This is a genomic window from Catenulispora sp. GP43 (assembly GCF_041260665.1).
Classification (GTDB): Bacteria; Actinomycetota; Actinomycetes; order Streptomycetales; family Catenulisporaceae; genus Catenulispora.
The window spans coordinates 207,735-226,940 of sequence record NZ_JBGCCT010000006.1 but is presented as its reverse complement, the minus strand read 5'-3'; the positions used below and the strand labels follow the sequence as shown (position 1 = coordinate 226,940).

General features: G+C 71.8%; 18 protein-coding genes. 6 read left to right on the top strand and 12 right to left on the bottom strand.

What is annotated here, in order from left to right; translation table 11 throughout:
* Nucleotides 1–89 precede the first annotated feature (89 nt).
* Nucleotides 90–614: a beta-class carbonic anhydrase gene (locus ABH926_RS15120; RefSeq protein WP_370366333.1), complete on the top strand. Its 525-nt coding sequence runs from the start codon at nucleotides 90–92 to the stop codon at nucleotides 612–614.
* Here ABH926_RS15120 and ABH926_RS15115 read toward each other — a convergent pair.
* Nucleotides 601–3,636, bottom strand: a complete 3,036-nt coding sequence (locus ABH926_RS15115) for a hypothetical protein (RefSeq protein WP_370366167.1) — start codon at nucleotides 3,634–3,636, stop codon at nucleotides 601–603. The two genes, ABH926_RS15120 and ABH926_RS15115, sit on opposite strands and share 14 nt — an antisense overlap.
* Nucleotides 3,637–3,794: 158 nt before the next feature.
* Here ABH926_RS15115 and ABH926_RS15110 point away from each other — a divergent pair, with 158 nt between their 5' ends.
* From ABH926_RS15110 to ABH926_RS15090, 5 genes are all read left to right on the top strand, one after another.
* Nucleotides 3,795–4,229: a MarR family winged helix-turn-helix transcriptional regulator gene (locus ABH926_RS15110; protein ID WP_370366166.1), complete on the top strand. Its 435-nt coding sequence runs from the start codon at nucleotides 3,795–3,797 to the stop codon at nucleotides 4,227–4,229.
* Nucleotides 4,229–5,929, top strand: a complete 1,701-nt coding sequence (locus ABH926_RS15105) for an MFS transporter (RefSeq protein ID WP_370366165.1) — start codon at nucleotides 4,229–4,231, stop codon at nucleotides 5,927–5,929. The genes ABH926_RS15110 and ABH926_RS15105 overlap by 1 nt, the downstream gene beginning before the upstream one ends.
* Nucleotides 5,930–6,037: 108 nt before the next feature.
* Nucleotides 6,038–6,766 (top strand): DUF6585 family protein, encoded by a 729-nt coding sequence (locus tag ABH926_RS15100; RefSeq protein WP_370366164.1) that lies wholly within the window; start codon nucleotides 6,038–6,040, stop codon nucleotides 6,764–6,766.
* Nucleotides 6,767–6,854: 88 nt separating this feature from the next.
* The gene (locus tag ABH926_RS15095) at nucleotides 6,855–7,106 is read left to right on the top strand and encodes a hypothetical protein (protein ID WP_370366163.1); all 252 of its coding nucleotides are present in this window, start codon (nucleotides 6,855–6,857) and stop codon (nucleotides 7,104–7,106) included.
* Nucleotides 7,082–7,435 carry a hypothetical protein gene (locus tag ABH926_RS15090; RefSeq protein WP_370366162.1) on the top strand — a complete coding sequence of 118 codons (354 nt, stop codon included), beginning with the start codon at nucleotides 7,082–7,084 and terminating at the stop codon, nucleotides 7,433–7,435. The genes ABH926_RS15095 and ABH926_RS15090 overlap by 25 nt, the downstream gene beginning before the upstream one ends.
* Here ABH926_RS15090 and ABH926_RS15085 read toward each other — a convergent pair.
* From ABH926_RS15085 to ABH926_RS15035, 11 genes are read right to left on the bottom strand one after another with little or no spacing between them, the layout of a single operon-like run.
* Nucleotides 7,404–8,381, bottom strand: coding sequence for an alpha/beta hydrolase (locus ABH926_RS15085; RefSeq protein WP_370366161.1), 978 nt, complete (start codon nucleotides 8,379–8,381; stop codon nucleotides 7,404–7,406). The two genes, ABH926_RS15090 and ABH926_RS15085, sit on opposite strands and share 32 nt — an antisense overlap.
* Nucleotides 8,381–9,079, bottom strand: a complete 699-nt coding sequence (locus tag ABH926_RS15080) for an SGNH/GDSL hydrolase family protein (RefSeq protein WP_370366159.1) — start codon at nucleotides 9,077–9,079, stop codon at nucleotides 8,381–8,383. Before ABH926_RS15080 ends, ABH926_RS15085 begins: the two co-directional genes overlap by 1 nt.
* The gene (locus ABH926_RS15075) at nucleotides 9,067–9,720 is read right to left on the bottom strand and encodes a 4'-phosphopantetheinyl transferase superfamily protein (protein WP_370366158.1); all 654 of its coding nucleotides are present in this window, start codon (nucleotides 9,718–9,720) and stop codon (nucleotides 9,067–9,069) included. Before ABH926_RS15075 ends, ABH926_RS15080 begins: the two co-directional genes overlap by 13 nt.
* On the bottom strand, nucleotides 9,717–10,940 hold the full coding sequence (locus ABH926_RS15070) for a PLP-dependent aminotransferase family protein (protein ID WP_370366331.1): 1,224 nt from the start codon (nucleotides 10,938–10,940) through the stop codon (nucleotides 9,717–9,719). Before ABH926_RS15070 ends, ABH926_RS15075 begins: the two co-directional genes overlap by 4 nt.
* Nucleotides 10,941–10,999: 59 nt before the next feature.
* Entirely contained in the window at nucleotides 11,000–13,078 is a 2,079-nt protein-coding gene (locus ABH926_RS15065; RefSeq protein ID WP_370366157.1) for an alpha-hydroxy acid oxidase, read from the bottom strand.
* A 12-nt stretch (nucleotides 13,079–13,090) separates the two neighbouring features.
* Nucleotides 13,091–13,402, bottom strand: coding sequence for a phosphopantetheine-binding protein (locus ABH926_RS15060; RefSeq protein WP_370366156.1), 312 nt, complete (start codon nucleotides 13,400–13,402; stop codon nucleotides 13,091–13,093).
* A gap of 56 nt (nucleotides 13,403–13,458) precedes the next feature.
* The gene (locus ABH926_RS15055) at nucleotides 13,459–14,394 is read right to left on the bottom strand and encodes a 3-oxoacyl-[acyl-carrier-protein] synthase III C-terminal domain-containing protein (protein ID WP_370366155.1); all 936 of its coding nucleotides are present in this window, start codon (nucleotides 14,392–14,394) and stop codon (nucleotides 13,459–13,461) included.
* The gene (locus tag ABH926_RS15050) at nucleotides 14,391–16,148 is read right to left on the bottom strand and encodes a class I adenylate-forming enzyme family protein (protein ID WP_370366154.1); all 1,758 of its coding nucleotides are present in this window, start codon (nucleotides 16,146–16,148) and stop codon (nucleotides 14,391–14,393) included. Before ABH926_RS15050 ends, ABH926_RS15055 begins: the two co-directional genes overlap by 4 nt.
* Nucleotides 16,145–17,047: an SDR family oxidoreductase gene (locus ABH926_RS15045; protein WP_370366153.1), complete on the bottom strand. Its 903-nt coding sequence runs from the start codon at nucleotides 17,045–17,047 to the stop codon at nucleotides 16,145–16,147. The genes ABH926_RS15050 and ABH926_RS15045 overlap by 4 nt, the downstream gene beginning before the upstream one ends.
* Complete coding sequence (locus ABH926_RS15040; RefSeq protein WP_370366152.1) at nucleotides 17,044–18,024, bottom strand: alpha-ketoacid dehydrogenase subunit beta; 981 nt, start codon at nucleotides 18,022–18,024, stop codon at nucleotides 17,044–17,046. The genes ABH926_RS15045 and ABH926_RS15040 overlap by 4 nt, the downstream gene beginning before the upstream one ends.
* Nucleotides 18,024–18,950 (bottom strand): thiamine pyrophosphate-dependent dehydrogenase E1 component subunit alpha, encoded by a 927-nt coding sequence (locus tag ABH926_RS15035; protein ID WP_370366330.1) that lies wholly within the window; start codon nucleotides 18,948–18,950, stop codon nucleotides 18,024–18,026. Before ABH926_RS15035 ends, ABH926_RS15040 begins: the two co-directional genes overlap by 1 nt.
* Between the last annotated feature and the right edge of the window lie 256 nt (nucleotides 18,951–19,206).

Here is a 19,206-nt window from a genome sequence, read left to right as displayed (position 1 = left end):
TGGACAGCGTCCACATAACTGAGCTAACGTGGACAGTGTCCACTAAGCGCGCCTCCGACTCCGACCGAACGGAGCTCATCGTGACCGGTATGGCCTCCCTGCTGGAGAACAACGACTGGGCCGCCCACACCTACACCCCGGTGCCGCTCGGCGTGCCGACCGCCCGGGTGATCGTCGTGACCTGCCTGGACCACCGCCTGGACCCGGCCCGGATCCTGGGCCTGGAACCCGGCGACGCCCCCGTCATCCGCAACGCCGGCGGACGCGTCACCGAGTCCGTCATCACCGACATCGCCTACCTGGGTTTCCTGGCCCGGCAGGTGTTCGCCGTCGAAGGACCGCTGTTCGAGATCGCGGTCATCCACCACACCCAGTGCGGCACCGGCTTCCTGGCCGACCCCGACTTCCGTGACCGGGCCGCCGACGCGACCGGCGTCAGCCCCCAGCGACTGGCCGCCACGAAGGTCGACGACCCGTCGGCGACGGTGCGGGAGGACGTCGAGCGCCTGCTCGCCGCGCCGTCGCTCCCGCCCGGGACGTCCGTCTCAGGACACGTCTACGACGTCGACACCGGGCGGGTCACCATGGTGCTCGAGGCGGCTAGCGGAAGGTGAAGCGGTCGACGAGCATGAACGCCCCGCTGTGCTTCACCAGCCGGATCGTGTGCACGCCGGGCCTCAGGCCGTCGATGTGGTAGACGACCTGCTGGGACAGCCGCGTCGGGCTGGAGGCGCTGACAGCCTGCTGCGTCTGCCCGTCCACGGCCACCCCGACGCCGCCCTCGTCGGAGTTCGTCTCGGTGACGAAGTCGACGCCGGTCCCGGACCAGGTGGCGGTGACCGAGTCGCCGTTGGTCGCGGTGTAGTGCACGCCGTCGCCGTAGTCCCCGAGGCCGCGCCCGGCGCTCACCGCCCACGCCCCGCTGTACTGGAGTGAGGCGTCGGTGTCGTCGATGGTCTTGTCCAGTTCGTAGCCGTCGATCGTGGCGTACGTGCCGGACTGCTTGGTGAGCACGACGGTGTGGGTGCCGTAGGGCAGGTTCGCCACCTGGTACACCGGCGCCTGGAGCTGGCGTGCGCCGGCCGTCGAGGTGCCGGTATCGACGGAGCCGGCGGCGGCGCCGTCGAGGGTGACGCCGAGGGTGCCCTGGTCGTTGTTACGCTCGCCGAGGACGCGGATGCCGGTTCCGGTGAAGGAGAAGGTGACGCTGTCGCCGTTGGCCGTGGTGGCGTGGACGTCCTCGTTCAGGTCGCCGTAGTCGCGTCCGCTGTATGCGGTCCACGAGCCGGTGTAGGTGATCGTCCCCGGTGCCAGCAGGGAGCCGATGGCACCGTCGTTGACCAGGTCGGCTTCGGGGATCGCGAGGTTCTTGTACGGGGCCTGAAGGCCTGCGGCGGCAACGATGCTCTGCGCGCCGGCCGGCCATACGCCGTCGGTCACGGAGGTCGTACCGGTGATGGTGACGTTGGTGCCGTTGTTGTTGAGCCGGGTGACGTCGGTGTAGTCGTTGTCGAAGGTGTCGTCGTGGATGGTCGGGGTCCACATGTTGGCCCAGTTCCCGGCGGTCTGGCTCACGACGTTGCCGCTGACGGTCCACCACGAGCTGCCCTCGTCCAGGTAGATGCCCTGGCAGCCGCCGCTGGCCGAGGTACAGGTGCTGAGCACGTTGCCGCTGAAGGTGGAGTGGACGGTGCCGTCGCCCTGGCCGCCGAGGGTGTAGACCAGGCCGCCGTCGTTCAGGACGCGCATGACGTCGTACACGTGGTTGCCGGTGATGGCGTTGCCCTGGGAGTAGATCGTGCCGTGGCGGCTGCCGCCGTTGGTCGAGGCCCAGCCCCATCCCCAGCCCAGGGAGATGCCGGAGTAGGGGGTGTGGCCGATGTCGTTGTGCGCCAGCGTGATGCCGCGGCCGTTGCCGACCAGGATGCCGACGCAGTCCTGGTACTCCTGGCCGACGTAGGAGATCGCGTTGTCGGAGACGGTGTCGCCGGAGGTCATGCGGGCGGGGTCGGTCAGATAGAAGTCGTCGAACTCGCCGACGCTGACGCCGCTGCCGGAGGTGTCGTAGATGCGGTTGCCGCTGACGGTGCTGTCCTGGGTGCCGTTCGCCAGATCCACGGCGGTCCCGCCGAGATGCGCGAACGTGCCGCCGGATATCTCGATCCGCTGCCCGCGACTGACCTGCACGGCGGCCCCGACCCGGCCGGCGACGGCCGGGGTGCCGGTCCAGGTGACGCCGGCCTGGTTGTCGCGGTAGCCGTCAGGGCCGTTGGAACCGAGCCAGGTGGCGTAGGAGAAAGTGATGCCGCGCAGGGCGATGTCGTGCACGGGGGCGATCGGGGCGGCGATGGGGACGTAGCCGTCGATCAGCAGGTAGCTGTTGTCCTTCTTGACCAGCTTGATGGTGTGCGTGCCCTGGGACAGGCCGGTCTTGGTGTAGACGACTTGTTGGGCGAGGCGTTCGGCGGTGCGGTTCGCCGTGACGGTGCGGTCCAACACACCATCCACATAGACGTCGATGTCACCTTCGTCGTTGTTGGCCTCGGACAGGACGTCGATCCCGGTGCCGGCGAAGGTGATCGTCGCGGAGTCGCCGTTCGTCTGCGTGTAGTGGACGTCGTCACCGAGGTCGCCGTAGGTACGGCCGCTGCTGTATCCCCAGCTGCCGGTGTAGGTGATGCTCGGGTCGGTGTCGTTGACGGGGGTCAGGTGGCCGGGGGTGCCGGCGAGGGAGACCAGGGTCTGGGTGGTCGGGAGTTCGACGTCGGCCTGCGCCAGGTTCTCGCCGGCGCGCGGTATGTAGTAGACGTATCCGGCGGCCGAGTCGAGGTAGAACTGGCCCGGGGCGGACAGCAGCGCGTAGTTGTTCTCGATCCAGCTGATCGAGTCCAGGCCCGGTGATCCGCCGCCGTTGTAGGGGAAGTAGCCCGAAGGGTAGGGCGGGGCGCCGGCGTTGCCGAAGCAGGGCTGCGCGAGCGTGAACGCCGAGCCACCGCCGGAGGCCGGGGTGATGGCGGTGACCGGGCAGCGCAGCTCCTTCCAGGCGTTGAGGTGGACGATCTCGACGCTCGCCGGGTTCGACCAGCTCAGGTACTGCGGGTCGCTGGTGGTGAAGCCGGTCGCGGTGACCGTGAACCCGGCGGGGTTCAGCGCGCCGCGGGCGCGGTCGGCGCGGACGCCGTTGACGAAGAGCTGGCGCGACTGGGTCCCGGCGGGCACCGCGGCGCGGTACACGCCCTTGCCGGAGTCGTAGAGCTGCCAGCCGGAGACCTTCCGGCCGCCGGAGAACACCGGTGTCTCACCGGGGTAGGCCTGCCAGATGACGGTGTGGCCGCCGGTGCCGGAGTCGGCCGGGGTGAAGGACAGCGGCGAGGACAACTGGTAGGTGCCGCCGCGCAGGTCCACGGTGATATCGCCGGACATGGTCGGCGCCAGGGCCCTGACGCTCTGCTGCGCCTTGGCCAGCGAGCAGGGGTTGTCGAGGGTGCACGCGGCTCCGTCGCCGCCGGGGCTGGCGTAGAGCATGGTCGCCGCCCGGGCACGGGCGGCAGCAGCCTGATGGGCTCCGGCCGGCACCAGCGCGGCGGCAAGGAGCGCCGCACCGGTCCAGCTGAGCAGTTTCCGCCGGAAAGACATCCGATGACCCTCTCGCCGTTCAGCACATTTTGGCCAGACACACCCGGATCAGAGTGCGTATTCATTGGATGTTTTAGCAACAGCTCCGCATGCTGGCAATCCTTCGGCGATCCTCAATCATGATTGACAACCCAGATTTATCAATTTAGGTTGAGCATATGGACGCCCCCCGCGTGGACGATCTGTCCACCGCGCTCTACAGCGCGATAAGCCTCGTGGTCCGCCGTCTGCGGCAGACCGCCACGCCCGACGAGCCGACCCTGCCGGAGCGCTCGGCGCTGGCCCGGCTGGATCGCCTGGGTCCCACCACGGCCGCCGAGCTGGCGCGGATCGAGCAGATCAGCCCGCAGGCGATGGGCATCACGCTGGCCGCGCTGGAGGAGCAGGGCCTGGTCGAGCGGCGGCGGGACGAGGCGGACCGGCGGCGTTCGGTGACCACCGTGACCGAGGCCGGGCGGGAGATGCTGCGGCTCAAGCGCAGCGCCCGCTCACAGGTCATCGCCGCCGGCCTGGCCGCGGGGTTCACCGACGAGGAACTGCGGACGCTGGCCGCCGCCGCCCCCCTCATAGAGCGCCTCGCGGAGAAGATCTGATGGCGGTCGCCACGGCCGTGGAGCCGGCCGCCGACAAGCGCTACCAGTGGGTCGCGCTGACCAACACCACCGCGGCGATGTTCATGTCGGCGCTGGACGGCTCGATCGTTCTCATCGCGCTGCCACCGATCTTCCGAGGCATCCACCTGGACCCGCTGGCGCCGGGGAACATCGCCTACCTGCTGTGGATGATCATGGGCTACCGGCTGGTGCAGGCGGTGTTCGTGGTCAGCCTGGGCCGGCTCGGCGACATGTTCGGGCGCGTGCGCATCTACAACGCCGGCTTCATGGTGTTCACCATCGCCTCGGTGCTGTTGTCCTTCGATCCCTTCGACGGCGCGCACGGCGCCATGTGGCTGATCGGCTGGCGGCTGTTGCAGGCGGTCGGCGGGTCGATGCTGATGGCCAACTCCGCGGCCATCCTCACCGACGCCTTCCCCGCCCACCGGCGCGGCTTCGCCCTGGGCGTGAACCAGGTCGCGGCGCTGGCCGGGATGTTCATCGGGCTGGTGGCCGGCGGTCTGCTGTCGGCGTGGGACTGGCGCGCGGTGTTCTGGGTGAACGTGCCGGTGGGCATCTTCGGGACGTACTGGGCCTACCGGCGGCTGCGCGAGACCAGCCGGGCCACCGGCGGCCGGATCGACTGGTGGGGCAACGTCACCTTCGCCGTCGGGCTCGGCGCGGTGCTGATCGGCGTCACCCAGGGCCTGCAGCCCTACCACGGACACGCCATGGGCTGGACCAACCCGAGCGTGATCACGCTGCTGACCGTCGGGCTGGCCAGCCTGATCGTGTTCTACCTCATCGAGTCCCGGATCGCCGAGCCGATGTTCGACCTGTCGCTGTTCAAGATCCACGACTTCACCGTCGGCAACGCCGCCTCGCTGGCGATCTCGGTGGCCCGCGGCGGCCTGCAGTTCGTCCTGGTGATCTGGCTGCAGGGCATCTGGCTGCCGCTGCACGGCTACGACTACGCCGACACACCGCTGTGGGCGGGCATCTTCCTGCTCCCGATGACCGTCGGCTTCCTGATATCCGGACCGGTCTCGGGCTACCTGTCCGACCGCTTCGGCTCGCGCGGCCTGTCCACCGCCGGCGCGGCCGTGTTCGGCTCCAGCTTCGTCGGCCTGATGCTGCTGCCGGTGCAGTTCCCGTACTGGGCCTTCGCGACGCTGATCGCCGTGAACGGCATCGGCAGCGGGATGTTCGGCGCCCCGAACACGTCCTCGATCATGAGCAGCGTCCCGGCCGGCAAGCGCGGCGCGGCCTCCGGGATGCGCTCCACGTTCCAGAACTCCGGCACCGCGGTGTCCATCGGCGTGTTCTTCTCGTTGATGATCGCCGGCCTGGCCTCGAAGCTGCCGCGCGCGCTCAGCGGCGGCCTTCAGCAGCAGGGGGTGTCGGCGCACGCCGCGACGCAGGTCGGGCACCTGCCGCCGGTGTCGTCGCTGTTCGCCGCGATGCTGGGGGTGAACCCGGTGCAGCATCTGCTCTCCGGGGTCGGTGCGCTGAACTCGCTGAGTCCGGGGGCGCAGGCGACCCTGACCGGGCGCGAGTTCTTCCCGAACCTGCTGTCGGGGCCGTTCCACCATGGGCTGATCGTGGTGTTCGCGGTGGCCACGGGGCTTTCGGCGCTGGCGATGATCGCGTGTCTGGGACGCAGCAAGGGGCGGAACGTCGCGCAGGACGAGGAGAGCTGACCCTGGCGTATCCGGGTACTGTCTTCCGGCTTCGGACGCTAAGACAGTACTCTGCGAAGGGAGCGCCGTGCGCGGGCCTCGGCGCGACCTGCCGGAAGGTGATCGGCCATGGCCACGTACGACACGCCGCCTGCCGGCGATGACGATGACGATGACTATGACGCCGAGGACATCCCGTCCGTGGTGGTCGCGGCCGCGCAGAGCCAGCGACTCGGTGGCTTCCGCCGGGTCTACATCAACACCCACAAGCCCCGGTTCAAGCCGGAGGCCATCGTCTACAGCCTCTACGAGTTCGCCGAGGGCATCGTCTACCAGCACGAGTCCGAGCTGGAGCGAGCGACCGCGTTCGCTTGGCGGAACGCGATCAAGATCTACCTCGTCGGAATGGAATTCACCGGCTCCGGCCGGAACGAGGTGCAATACGAATATGCCCTTCAGACGGCCGACGGCGGCTCGTTGAAACTGTCCGGAACGTTCACGGTGGCCTCCATGGCCGTCCGCCGGGGCCGGCGTCCGCCGGACATGGAGCAGGACATGTACACAATGCTGGCCACCAGTCAGCAGACCGTCGCTCGACGCCTCCTGCCGATGGCGCTGACCGCTTTGGAGGACGGCAAGAGGGTCCTGTTCGACACGCTCAAGGTGAGCAACACCGGGCTGCACACGCCGAACGGCGTCATCCCGTGGTCCAGCGTGACGTCGGTGAAGGTGGTCAACGGCTCCCTGGTGGTCAAAGAGGCCAACCGGATACGGCCCGCCGTCCACGTGTCGGTGGGCCGGGTGCCGAACAGTCTGCTGTTCCTGGCCCTGGCCGGCCACCTGATGAAGAAGCGATGACCAGGACATCGGTCCGTGAGCTCATCGCACCTCGCGACCCGGAGCTCCCATTCGGACGAATCAGAGACCTTCCCCACGTGTCAGGCACTTGACACAGCTCGGCGCCGGATACACCCACCCGCCCTCGACGCTCACCACCGCCCGCGCCGAGGAGGAGCCGACCGGCAGTGACGCCGGGTACCAGAAGTGGTTCTTCGCCTACGCCGCGATCGAGCTCGTCGGCATCACCGCCGGGGAGACGGCCGAGCCGCGCAAGGTGGTGCCCAAGGCGGTGCGCGCCGTGATCTGGCGGATCGCCGTCTTCTACGTCGGCTGGTGTACCTGGCCGGCGTGCTGCTGAACCTGGTGGTGCCCTCGCGGGCGTTCGGCATCGCCACGTCGACGGCCTCGCTGGGCGTCCTGACGACGTGGGCGACGATCCTGCTGTGCCAGGCCCGGCTCAAGGCGGCCTCGGAACGGCCGGGCAGCCCGGTGGACCGGCCGGGGTTCCGGATGCCGGGCTCGCCGTGGACGAACTATGCGACGCTGCTCTTCCTGGCCGGTGTCCTGGTGCTGATGGCGGACAGCGCCGATGAGCGGCCGGTGCTGGCGCTGGTGCCGCTCATCGTGCTGGTGCTGTGGATCGGGTGGCGCGCGATCAAGCGACGCTTTCCGGCTGATGCGCTGTAGGGGCCGGGACCGTCTCCAGTGCGAACCAGCCGCGCAGCGCGGCGGCGGCCTGGTCCACGGCATGCCGGGCGGCGTCGACGGCCCCGGTCATCGTGAAGAAGCCGTGCACCATCCCCTCGTACCGGGTGAGCTCGACACCGACCCCGGCCGCCGCCAGGCGCCGGGCATAGGCCTCGCCCTGGTCCCGCAGCGGGTCGTACTCGGCGGTGATGACCAGCGCCGGCGGCAGTCCGGCCAGATCCGGGGCGAGCAGGGGCGACGCGAGCGGGTTCGTGGCATCGGCCTGGTCGGCCAGGTAGTGCTCGCGGTACCAGGACACGGAGCGGTGGTTGAACAGCCACGGGTCGACGTTCTCGCGCATCGATCCGTCGACGGCCATCTGGTCGGTGTTGGGGTAGACGAGCAGCTGCCCGGCCAGGCTGCGCCGGTCTTCGCGGGCCAGCAGCGCGGTGACGGCAGCCAGGTTGCCGCCGGCGCTGTCGCCACCGACGGCCAGCGTCCCGGACTCGGTGCCGAAGTCGGCGGGATGGTCGGCGATGTGCCGCAACGCGTCCCGGCAGTCCTCGACCGCGGCGGGGAAGCGATGCTCGGGCGCCAGACGGTAGCCGACCGAGACCACCTGGACGCCGGCCAGGTTGGCCAGCGTGCGGCAGATGCCGTCGCAGGTGTCCAGGCCCCCGAGCGTCCAGCCGCCGCCGTAGAAGTAGAGCAGCGTCGGCAGCACGCGCGCCTCGCTCGGCCGGTACACGCGCACCGGGATGCCGCGCCCGGCGGCCGGCAGCACGCGGTCGGCGACCTCGTGCACCGGCTCCGGATCGTGCGCCTCGGCCTGGATCGCGGCCAGGTCCGCGGCCCGGGCCTCGGCCAGGCTCAGGGTGTAGAGCTGCGGCGCGGCGGCTTCCACGCGGCGGTCGCGCATGGCCTGGATCTGCGGATCGAGCGGCATCAGGGCTCCTTCGGGTGAAGCATCCCGCCCAAGGCGCGGATGGTTTCGGCGGCGGCGACGGACTGGGCGCGCGCGTTGCCGTGCAGACCGTCGGCGCTCGTGGAGTCCATCGCGACGGCGATGGGATGGTCGGCCAGATCGATGTGGACGGTACCGCGCGCCGCGGCCACGGCGGTGGTGCGGGCGCCGAGGGCGGCCATGCGCTCGGTGCCGGTGGGCCGGAGCCAGGACGGCAGGCTCGGATAAGCGGGGCGGACGAAGATCGAGACGGTGATCACGAGAGCCCCACACTCTTGCAGCGCGCTGATGATCGCCGCGAGCTCGGCGTCCACCGCGTCGGCGCGCGCCTGGTAGCCCGGCCGCAGCGCGTCGTTCGCGCCGCAGGCGACCAGCGCGAGGTCGGGGGCGAACGCGAGCGCCGGGGCGAGCTGCCCGGCGCGGACCTCGTGCGCGCGCAGGCCGCGCCGTCCCAGGTTCAGGTAGGCGAGCTCGGGGCGGGCCGCGGCGAGTTCGGCGGCGACCCGGTCGGCGAACGGCATCGGGCTGTAGCCGGGCACGGTGTCCGCGACGCCCTCGGCGATACTGTCGCCGAGTACTGCGAAGCGGCGCCAGGGATGGCCGGCGAGCAGCCTGTCGGCCTCGCCGGCTCGCAGGCAGTACGGATCGAGGCCTTCAGTGAGCACGGTCACGGGAGCCACTCGTTCAGCTCGACGGTGAAGGGGTCGGCGCCGGCCAGGGCGATGGCGGAGCGGAAGCCGTCCGGCGCCTGCACGTCCGCCACCCGGTACACCGACGCTGCGAGCTCGACGACCGCGTCGGACGGGGTCGGCAGCGGCAGGACCTGGGTGAGCCGGCCGCCGGCGGCCTTCGTGACCGCCTCCTTGCGCGCCCACAGCCGCGCGAAGGTGTCCGCGGGATCGGCGGCCTGGACCACCTCGTGCGCCTCGGACTCGGGGAAGTAGCGCCGGGCCATCGCCACGACGTCGAGTCCCGGCATGAGCCGCTGGATGTCGGCGCCGACCGCGCGGTCGCGGGAGACGGCGACCAGACAGCGGTCGCCGGAGTGGGAGAGGTTGGCGTGGATTCCGGTCCATTCGCCGACCAGCTCCGGCTTGCCGTGGGCACCGGCCTTCCAGCGCAGCTCGGCCGGTGGTGCTCCGAGGCACGCTCCGACGATCTGCCGCGTGGCACCGTGCGCGATCACGAAACGGCGGCGGCCCTCGGCGCTCGGCAGCCGCGCGGCCCGGCGGCGTTCTTCGTCGTCGAGGGTGGCCAGCAGGCCGGCGACGGCCGCCGAGGGCACGTCGCCGACAAGCCAGGCGGACGCGTCGCCGCTCACGACACCCGGTCCCGCACGAACTTCCCCAGCCGCCGCACGCCTTCCTCGATCCGCGGCGGTTCCAGGGCACTGCACGACAACCGGATCGCCTGTTCGCCGCCGCCGGCGCCGTAGAAGAACCCCATCGGCGTCCACAACACGCCGTGGTCCCGGGCCGAGACCTCGACCATCGCCTCGTCGGCGACGAACGGCACGGTCAGCACCGCGAAGAACCCGCCGCTGGGCGTGTTCCACGCCATCCGCGCGTCGTCGCCGAACTCCTGCTCCAACGCTGCCAGCAGGGCCCGCATGTTGCGCCGGTAGAACTCGGTCTTGGCGCGGTTGGCGGCGCGCAGGCTGTACTCGGACTCGACCAGGACGCCGCCGACCACCGCCTGCGCGATCGGCGAGGTGTTCACCGTCAGCATGCTCTTGACCGTGGACAGTTCGTCGGCCAGCAGTGTGCGCCGGCCTTCGGCGTCCACCACCTGCTGGTCGGCGACCAGGAATCCGACCCGGGCGCCGGGGAACACCGACTTCGCGAACGATCCGAGATAGACGACCGACCGGTCGTGGTCGAGCGCCTTCAGTGTCGGCCGGGGTTCGTCGTCGAGCCCGAACAGGCCGTAGGGATCGTCTTCCAGGATCAGCAGTTCGGCCTCGGCGGCCACCTCGAGGAGCCGCCGCCGCACCGCCGTGGCCATCGACACCCCCGAGGGGTTGGCGAAGTTCGGCACCGCGTACAGCGCGCGCGGCCGGCGTCCCGACTCCCGCACCTCCCGGGCCACGCGCAGCACCGCTTCGGGGTCCAGTCCGTCGGCCGACTCCGGGACCGGGACGACCTCGATCCCCAGAATCCGCGCCGCCCCGGTGAAACCGACGTAGCAGGGCTCGACGGCGAGCACCACGTCGCCGGGCTCCGCGCACAGCCCGCGCAGGGTGATGATCATCGCCTCCTGGCACCCGGCGGTGACCATCACCGCCTCGGCCGGCACCTCGATGCCCTCGTCGGTGGCGAGCATCCGCGCGATCAGGTCCCCGATGACGCCGTTGGTCCGGCCGTACTGCAACAGCGTCCGGTCCACCGCCGAGCTGGACAGCCCGGTGCTCGCCAGGTGGTCGCGGAAGACCTGGAGATACCGCTCGATGTCGTCGGCCACGTAGAAGCCGTCGTACGGCCGGCCGGCGGCCAGCGACACGGCTTCCGGGAACCGGGCCGCGACCTCGTTGAGGAAGTTCATCGAGGCCGCCGCCGGGTCCCGCACCGCCACGTGCAGGTCCTCGCGCCGCAGGTCCGTGCTCACTGCCCGCTCCGCTCGTCGAAGCGCACCGCGCTGCGGTCGATGACCTCCAGCGACGGCCGTCCGGCCAGCGCCATCGTGTGCGCCAGCTCCCCGGTGGCCAGGTCCAGCAGGCCCGCGACCCCGGCCGCTCCCCCGGCGGCCAGGCCCCACAGCACCGGCCGGCCCAGGAACACCGCCTGCGCGCCCAGCGCCAGGGCCGCGAACGCGTCGCCGCCGCTGCGCACGCCGCCGTCGACCATCACCGGGCAGGCCCCGGCGACCGCCTGCACCACCTCCGGGAGCGCCACCAGGCTCGGCACCGCGCCGTCCAGCTGGCGTCCGCCGTGGTTCGAGACGATGATCGCGTCGGCACCGTGGGAGACCGCGAGGCGCGCGTCCTCGGCGGTGAGGATCCCTTTGAGGACCAGCGGCAGATCGCTGTGTTCGCGCAGCCACGCCAGATCGGCCCACGTCACCGAGGCGTCGATGGCCTGCGCGGTGTGCGCGGCCAGCGCCGAGGTCCCCACGCCCCGCATGTGGGCCGCGGCCATCAGCGCGGCGTCCAGGTTCACCGCGGCGCACTCGGGGCCGACCGCGAAGCCGTTGCGCATGTCGCGCAGCCGCCGGCCCATGCGCGGGATGTCGACGGTCAGCACCAGGGCGCGGTAGCCGGCCGCGGCCGCCCGATCGATGAGCCCGGCCAGGGCCTCGCGCCGGCGCAGCCAGTACAGCTGGAGCCACAGCGGACCGGAGGCGGAGGCCGCGATGTCCTCCAGTGTGCGGCTGGCGAAGATGCTGACCACGTACAGCGCGTCGGCCGCGCCGGCCCCCTGAGCCGTCGCGACCTCGCCGTCGGGGTGCACCAGCCGGTGGTACGCCGACGGCGCGACGGCCACCGGCGTGCCCAGCGTCGCGCCGAGGATCGTGGTGCGGGTGTCGCAGACCTCGGTGTCGACCAGGGCCCGGGGCCGCAGGTCGACCCGGGCGAAGGCGCGCCGGTTGGCCGTGATGGTCCGCTCGGTGTCGGCGCCGCCGTCGATGTAGTCCCAGATCTCGGGGGTGACGCGCTCCTGGGCGGCCTGCCGGTAGTCCTCGAAGCACAGCAGCGGCTGCGCGGCCTCGGGCCCGGAAGCACCCCGGCGCCCCCGGACCTCGACGGCGGCCGTGCACAGGAAGCCGAGGTCGGGATCGGCGTCGGCGAGCACGATGCGGCGCTCGCCCAGCTCGGCCTCCAGCGCCCCGGCCAGTTCCCACCACACGCCGGTGAAGGGCCGCCCCGGCGAGGCCAGCACGACGTCCGCCCGCTCGGCGAGCGCGTCGGCCTCGGCTTTGAGGACGGCACCGAGGATCACAGTTTGGGCCCGGGCCACGGGCTGTGCCTCGCTGAGCTCCTCGATCTCGGCGCACGGCGAGCCCTCGAACGCCCCGGCCCGCACCCGGACCGGCCCGAGCGTCGCCACCGGCTCGGACGCGCCGGGCTGAGCGGCCGGGACCGGCAGGTCCGGCTCCCCGACGGGCTCCGCCATCCCGGCGCACTCGGCGTCGCCGAACAGCAGCGCGACGCCGCTGTGCCCGGACGGCATGGCCGCCGGGACCCCGGGGTCGTAGGCCAGCCAGGCCTGCTCGACCACCACCAGCAGCGCGCGCCGGAACCCGCCGCCGCGCGCGTATTCGCGGATCAGCCGCAGCCCGGTGAACCCCGCCGCGGTGCCCTCGTCGCTGATGGCGAAGGCCATCGGGTTGCCGGGGCAGACGTGGCTCAGGTAGGTGGTGGTGGCCCGACCGGGCGTGATGTCGGGGATCGCGTACGCCATGACCAGCAGGTCGACGCCCTCCCCGGCCGGCACCGCCAGCTCGATCAGCGCCTCGGCCATCTCCCCGTAGGACTGGCCGCGCGGGGCCAGCGCTCCGGGGTTCAGCGCGAGCCCGTGCGGCTGCAGCAGGTCGGTGAGGTAGACGTCGAGCCTTGCCGTATGCACCGTGTCGGCGGCCAGGCTCGACGGTCCGGGGAACGCCAGCCGCACCGCACGGCGGATCCCCCACTGGTCGGCCGGCCCGGCGGCGGTGCCGGGGCCGGGCGGGACGGTTGTGTGCACGGCCTGGTTACCTCAGTCTTCGGGGATCACGTTGCCGGCGACGTAGTCGGCCAGCGTTCCGACGGTTTCGAAGTGCTCGCGGCCCAGATCCTCGACGCTGATCTCGACCTCCAGGTTCTCCTCCAGCAGCAGCACGATCTCCAGCGCGCCGGTGGAGCTCATGCCCAGGTCCTCCATCAGGGTCGTGCTCTCCCCCGCGCCCTCGACCTCGTGCTTGAGGACGTCGGGCAACAGACCGCAGACGGTGTCCACGATCTTGGCGCGGAACACCGGATCGGCCTCCGCGATGGCGCCGATGTGCAGCTCCAGACTCTGCTCCGTCATGACGGTCCTTTCCCAGGGGGCTGTGTTGCCTTGCGTACTCAGTGTTCGAGGGGTCTTCAGTGTTCGAAGACCATGGCGGAGAAGGTCGCGCCGCGCCCGGCGCCGGCCGCCGCGACGACGTACCGCTCCCCGGGCCGCAGCAGGCCGCGGCGGGCGGCCGTGCGGTAGTTCAGGAAGGCATCCGCGCAGAACACGTGCCCGTCGGCGGCCACGTTGTCCAGCACCACCTTGGCCAGCGGGAACCCGATCCGCTTGCAGACCCGCTGCCAGGCCACGACGTTGACGTTGTGCGGCAGCACCAGGGCGATGTCTTCCATCTCAAGGCCGGCGCCCTCGACGGCGGCCAGGATCGCCTCGCCGAGCGCCTCGGAGTAGACCCGCTGGAACTCCAGCGCCTGCTCCATCGAGTCGCCGTCGAACTCCCCGTGCAGGTCTGCGCTGTAGGACAGCAGCCGGTCGCGGTCCCCGGAGGCGCTGATCAGGCACGCCGCGGCGCCCTCGCCGAAGAACGAGGTCTCCGGCACCATCTGCGCCTCGCCGGTGAACGCCTTCTCCCCGGCCAGGACCAGCGCGAGCGCGTCGGGGTGGGTGCCGGCGTCGGCGGCCAGCAGGCGGCCGGCGACGTCGATGGCCAGCAGCCCGGAGGCGCAGGCGTGGTGGCCGACGGCGAAGGTCTCGGCGTGCTCCAGGCCGCGTTCCCGGCACAGCTCGCGCAGCGGGTTCAGCGGGTAGGGCGTGACCGTGGGGAAGGTGCGGGCGTGGATGACGTACCGCACGCGGTGCTCGTTGCCGGCCAGGCCCTCCAGGTCGTCCAGGGCACCGCGCAGCAGGTCCGACAGCGTGCCGCCGGCGTCGCGGCTGACGGCGCCGAGCTTGTGGTAGCGCCGGAAGACCTTGGTCTGCATGGCGGTCAGCCCGAACCGCTCGGCCAGGTCCTCGATCGGCACGCGTTCGGGCGGCAGGTAGGTGCCGATCGCGGTCAGTGCGGTCACCGGGCACCGCTTTCGGCCGCGGCGGTGCTTGCGGGGACGGTGACTGCGTCGGCGGCGGTTGCGGCGGCGGCGGTTGGGTCGGCAGCGGTTGCGTCGGCGGCGGTTGTGTTGGCAGCCACCGCGTCGGCGGCGTGCCGCTGGCGCATCAGGAACTTGCGGACCTTGCCGGTCGGGCCGATGACCAGCTTGTCGTCGCCGATCACCAGGACGCTGCGAAGGGTCGCGGCCGCGGCGTCCGACAGCGCGCCGCGCACCGCCGGCTCCCAGTCGCGGTGCGGGTCGGCCCACGGATGCAGGGTGAGCAGCACGTCCGTCACGACGCCGGCGTCGGTCGGCACGGCCACGACCGTGCAGTCCAGGACATCCGGGCTGGCCTTGAGGATCCGCTCCTCCGACATCGCCGTGTACAGCCAGCGGCCCTGGCCGAGGTCGACCGCGTCGACCATGCGGTCCACGTGGTAGTAGTAGCCCTCCTCGTCCCGGTAGAGCAGGTCGCCGGTGAGGTAGTAGCCGTTGCGGTGGTTGCGGTAGGTGTTCAGGGAGTCGTTCCAGTAGCCCGGCGACAGCGACGCCGACTTCATCCCGCACAGCCCCACCTCGCCGACCGGGACCTCGTCGCCGGTGGCCGGGTCGAGCAGCTTGATCTCCACGAAGTCGTGGACCTGGCCGACGCAGCGGCCGTAGCGCTCGGTGTCGGGGGTGTGGGTGATGTGGAACGCCGAGTGGCCCATCTCGGAGGAGCCCAGGCCGTCGACGAACATCGAGCCGGGGACGCGCTGCACGCCCTCGCGCGTGACCCGCTCGTAGGAGCCGGCGGTGACCAGGTGGCGGATGTGCGGCTCGTGCGCGCAGTCGCCGGTGTTGTACCAGAGCGACACCGAGTCCACGGCCCGCTCGGACAGGTCGATCCGGGCCAGCTCGGCCCAGGTGACCGCGAAGCCGAACACGCCGGTGGGCCGCCAGGACTCGATGGCGTCCACCACCGCCGGGCCGTCGTCGGGACGGGAGATGTACAGCAGCTCGCTGCGGTTGCACAGCGCGTGGTTGATCGCCATGATCCCGGCGGCGTGCGGCGCCGGCAGGACGCTGAGGATCCGGTCGGTGCCGCGGGCCCGGGGCTTCTTCAGGCGCAGCAGGCGCGTGCCGACGAACAGGTTCCCGTGCGTCTGGGTCACCGCGGCGGGCATCCGGGTGGTGCCTGAGGAGTGGGTGATCGCGATCGGGTCCTCGTCGGCGTGCCGGTAGGGCACCGGTGCCGCGGCCGGGTCGCCGACCGGCGTGGCCGTCACGTCGTACACCGCGTCGATCCGGAACCCCAGTTCCAGACCGCGCTCGGACCGGGCGAGCAGCCGCCGGTGATCCGCGTCTGTGAGCAGCCCGACGGCCCGCAGACGGCGGATGTACTCGGCGGCCACGTCGCCCGGCAGATTGGGGTTCATCAGCGCCGGGATCGCGCCGAGCCAGTTCAGGGCCATGAAGTGCAGGAAGGTGTCGGCGGCGGTGGTGACGTAGACGGCCACCGGGTCGCGCGGGCCGATGCCCTGCTCGGACAGCCAGGCGGCGCGCGCCGCGACGGCGTCGCGCAGCTCGCCCAGGGTGAGCGGGTGCCCGGCGGGGTGCTCGTCGACGGCGGTGTCGAAGGTCATGCCGGGGCTGTCCAGGGCCGCGCCGTGCTCGATGAGCTTGTGCAGGACGTTGCCCGCGCCCAGGCCCGGATCGGCGGCGAGCGCGGCGCGGATGCCGGAGACGGTCATGGCGTGTCCTCCTTCTTCGGCGCCTTGCTCAGGAAGGGCCGGAACTGCGCCTGGGTGCCGTCGGGCATCAGGGTCGTGGGCAGCGGGGGGAAGGCGAAGGGCTGGGGCGGGCGGCCGGCGACCAGGGTCCAGGCCTGCCCGGTGCCGGGCGTGTCCAGGACGGTCAGCGCGGCGGCGGCGACGTCGTCGGGACTCAGCAGCGGGAAGCGCTGCTTGCGGATCAGGAGGCGGGTGATGCCGAGGATCGCGGTGTCGGTGAAGCCGGGACACAGGGCATTGATGCTGACGCCACGTTGCGTGAGCGAGGCGGCGATGGCGCGGACGTAGCCGATGGCGGCGGTCTTGGTGAGCGCGTAGAGCGGGTTCGCCTGGTCCGGGCCGAGGCCGGCCAGGGAGGCGGTGACCAGGATGCGCCCGCCGTGGTGCGCCAGTTCGGGGGCCGCGGCGTCGATGCCGAAGGCCAGGCCGTCGATGTTCACGCCCAGGACGCGGCGGTAGCGGTCGAGGTCCAGCGGGAGGTCCGGCGGCTGGTCGGAGCTGACTCCGGCGTTGAGGACGGCGACGTCCAGGCGGCCGAAGCAATCGACGGCGTGGGCGACCATCGCAAGGTTCTGCTTCGGGTCGCTGACGTCGGCCTCGAAGGGGAGGCCGCCGCAGCTCTCCGCGACCTTCGCGGCGGCCTCGCCGTCGACGTCCACGACCACGACGCGGTGGCCGGCCCCGGCGAGCTTCGCGCACAGCGCCTCGCCGATGCCGTTGCCGCCGCCGGTGACCAGAGCCACGGGGGTCGCGGAGTTCGCGGAGTTCGCGGAGTTCGCGGAGTTCGCGGAGTTCGCGGAGTTCGCGGAGTTCGCGGAGTTCGCGGAGTTCGCGGAGTTCGCGGAGTTCTTCTCGGTCATGCGGTGGTACCCGCTTTCATCACGCCCTGGATCGCATGGCGCAGTTGCTCGCGCGTCGGCTGGAGCGCGCGGTCGAGGCCTTCGGCGAACGGCAGCACCGCGCCGTCGGGCCGGGTGACGCGTCTGGGCGGGGCGACCAGGCGCATCGTTTCGGCGGCGGTGGCCAGGACCTCGCCGCCGATGCCGCAGGAGCGGTTGCTGTCGTCGACCACGACCAGGCGTCCGGTGCGCTCCAGCGAGGCGGCCAGGCCCTGCCAGTCGAAGGGGTGCAGGCTGCGCGGGTCGAAGACCTCGACGTCGACGGTCTCGGCGAGTTCCTCGGCGACCTCGAGCGCGTCGTGCACCAGGTGGCCGACCGCGACGACGGTGACGTCGGTGCCGGGGCGGTGGATCCGCCCGACGCCCAGCGGCACCGGCGCCAGCTGCGCCAGGTCCATGTCGGCCCGCCGTCCCATCGCGCCGGCCGGGGCGAACACCACCACCGGGTCGTCGTCGCGGATGGCGGTGACCAGCAGCCCGTAGGCATCGGCGGGGGTGGCCGGCACGACGGTCTTCACCCCGATGTGCGCGAACAGGCTGTAGGGGTGGTCGGAGTGCTGGCCCGCCCAGCCGTCGCGGGACCCGGAGCTGGGGACCAGGTACGTCACCGGCACCCTGGCCTGCCCGCCGGTCATCAGCGAGAACTTGTGCGCCTGGTTGACGATCTGCTCGAAGGCGATGAACAGCAGCGCCGGGATCTGGTACTCGATCAGCGGACGCCGCCCGGCCAGCGCCGCCCCGGTCGCGATGCCGGTGAAGGCCTGCTCGGAGATCGGCATGTCGAGCACCCGCTCGGTGCCGAAGCGCTTGACCAGGCCCGCGGTGACGTTCGAGACGGCGACGCGGACGTCCTCGCCGAACACGCACACCGCCGGGTCGCGCTCCATCTCGTCGCCGATGGCGCGGTTCAGGGCCTTGAGGTAGGAGAGGATGGTCATCAGAGCGCTCCGGCGCGGGCGGTGGTGCCGTCTGCGTAGAGGAAGTCCAGCGCCGTGGCCGGATCGGGATGCGGGCTGTCCAGCGCGAAGCGCACGGCGTCCTCGAGCAGCGCCTCGATCTCGGCGTCGATCTGCTCGCGCCGCGCGCCGTCGATCCGCGCACCCTGGATGTCGAGCGGATCCACGCCGCGCCCGAGTTCGATCTCCTCGGGGCTGCGGTAGCGGGGACGCGCGCTGTGCTCCCAGGTGTGGTGGGCGTCGTAGCGGTAGGTGGTGCACTCCAGCAGGGTCGGGCCCTGCGCGCGTCGAGCACGGGCCACGGCCCTGGCGGTCGCGGCGAACACGGCCTCGGGGTCCATGCCGTCGACGCGCTCGGCGGGGATCCCGAAGGCCTCGGCGCGCGCGGTGATGGAGCCGGCGACGGCGTCCTGGGTGCGGGTGGTGGTCGCGAAGCCGTTGTTCTCGCAGACGAAGACGACCGGCGCCCGCCACAGCGCGGCGAGGTTGAACGTCTCCAGCACCACGCCCTGACTGACCGCGCCGTCGCCGAAGTAGGTGAGCACCACCCGATCGGACCCGGCACACCGCGCAGCCCACGCCGCCCCGGTCGCGATGGGCGCGGCGGCCCCGACGATGGCGTTCGCGCCGAGGATGCCGATCCCGAAGTCGGCGGCATGCATCGACCCGCCCCGCCCCTGGTTCAGACCGGTCGAACGCCCGGTGAGCTCGGCCATCATGCGCGCCGGGTCGGCACCCTTGGCCAAAACGTGGCCATGGCCGCGATGCGTGCTGGTGATGAGGTCGTCGGGGCGCAGGGCGGCGCAGGTGCCGGCCGCGATGGCCTCCTGGCCGGTGTAGGGGTGGATGCCGCCGAAGATGTCGCGGGAGCGGACGAGCTCGACGGCGCGCTGCTCGAAGCTGCGGATGAGGCGGACGGTGCGGTAGAGGGCGGCGGAGTCGGCGACCGGAGGGGTGGGGGCGGGGGCATCAGCATTCGCCGAGTCGGCCGCAGCCGAGCCGGCCGCGGGCAAGCCGAGCCCGGCCGGCTCAGCCGCAGTCGCCGAGCCGGCCGCGCTCGAACCCGAGCCGGCCGCCGCAGTCCCGGCCGCAGCCGGGCCGAGCCCAGCCGACTCAACCGCCGAGCCGGCCGCAGCCGAGTCAGCGGCAGCCGAGCCGGCCGCG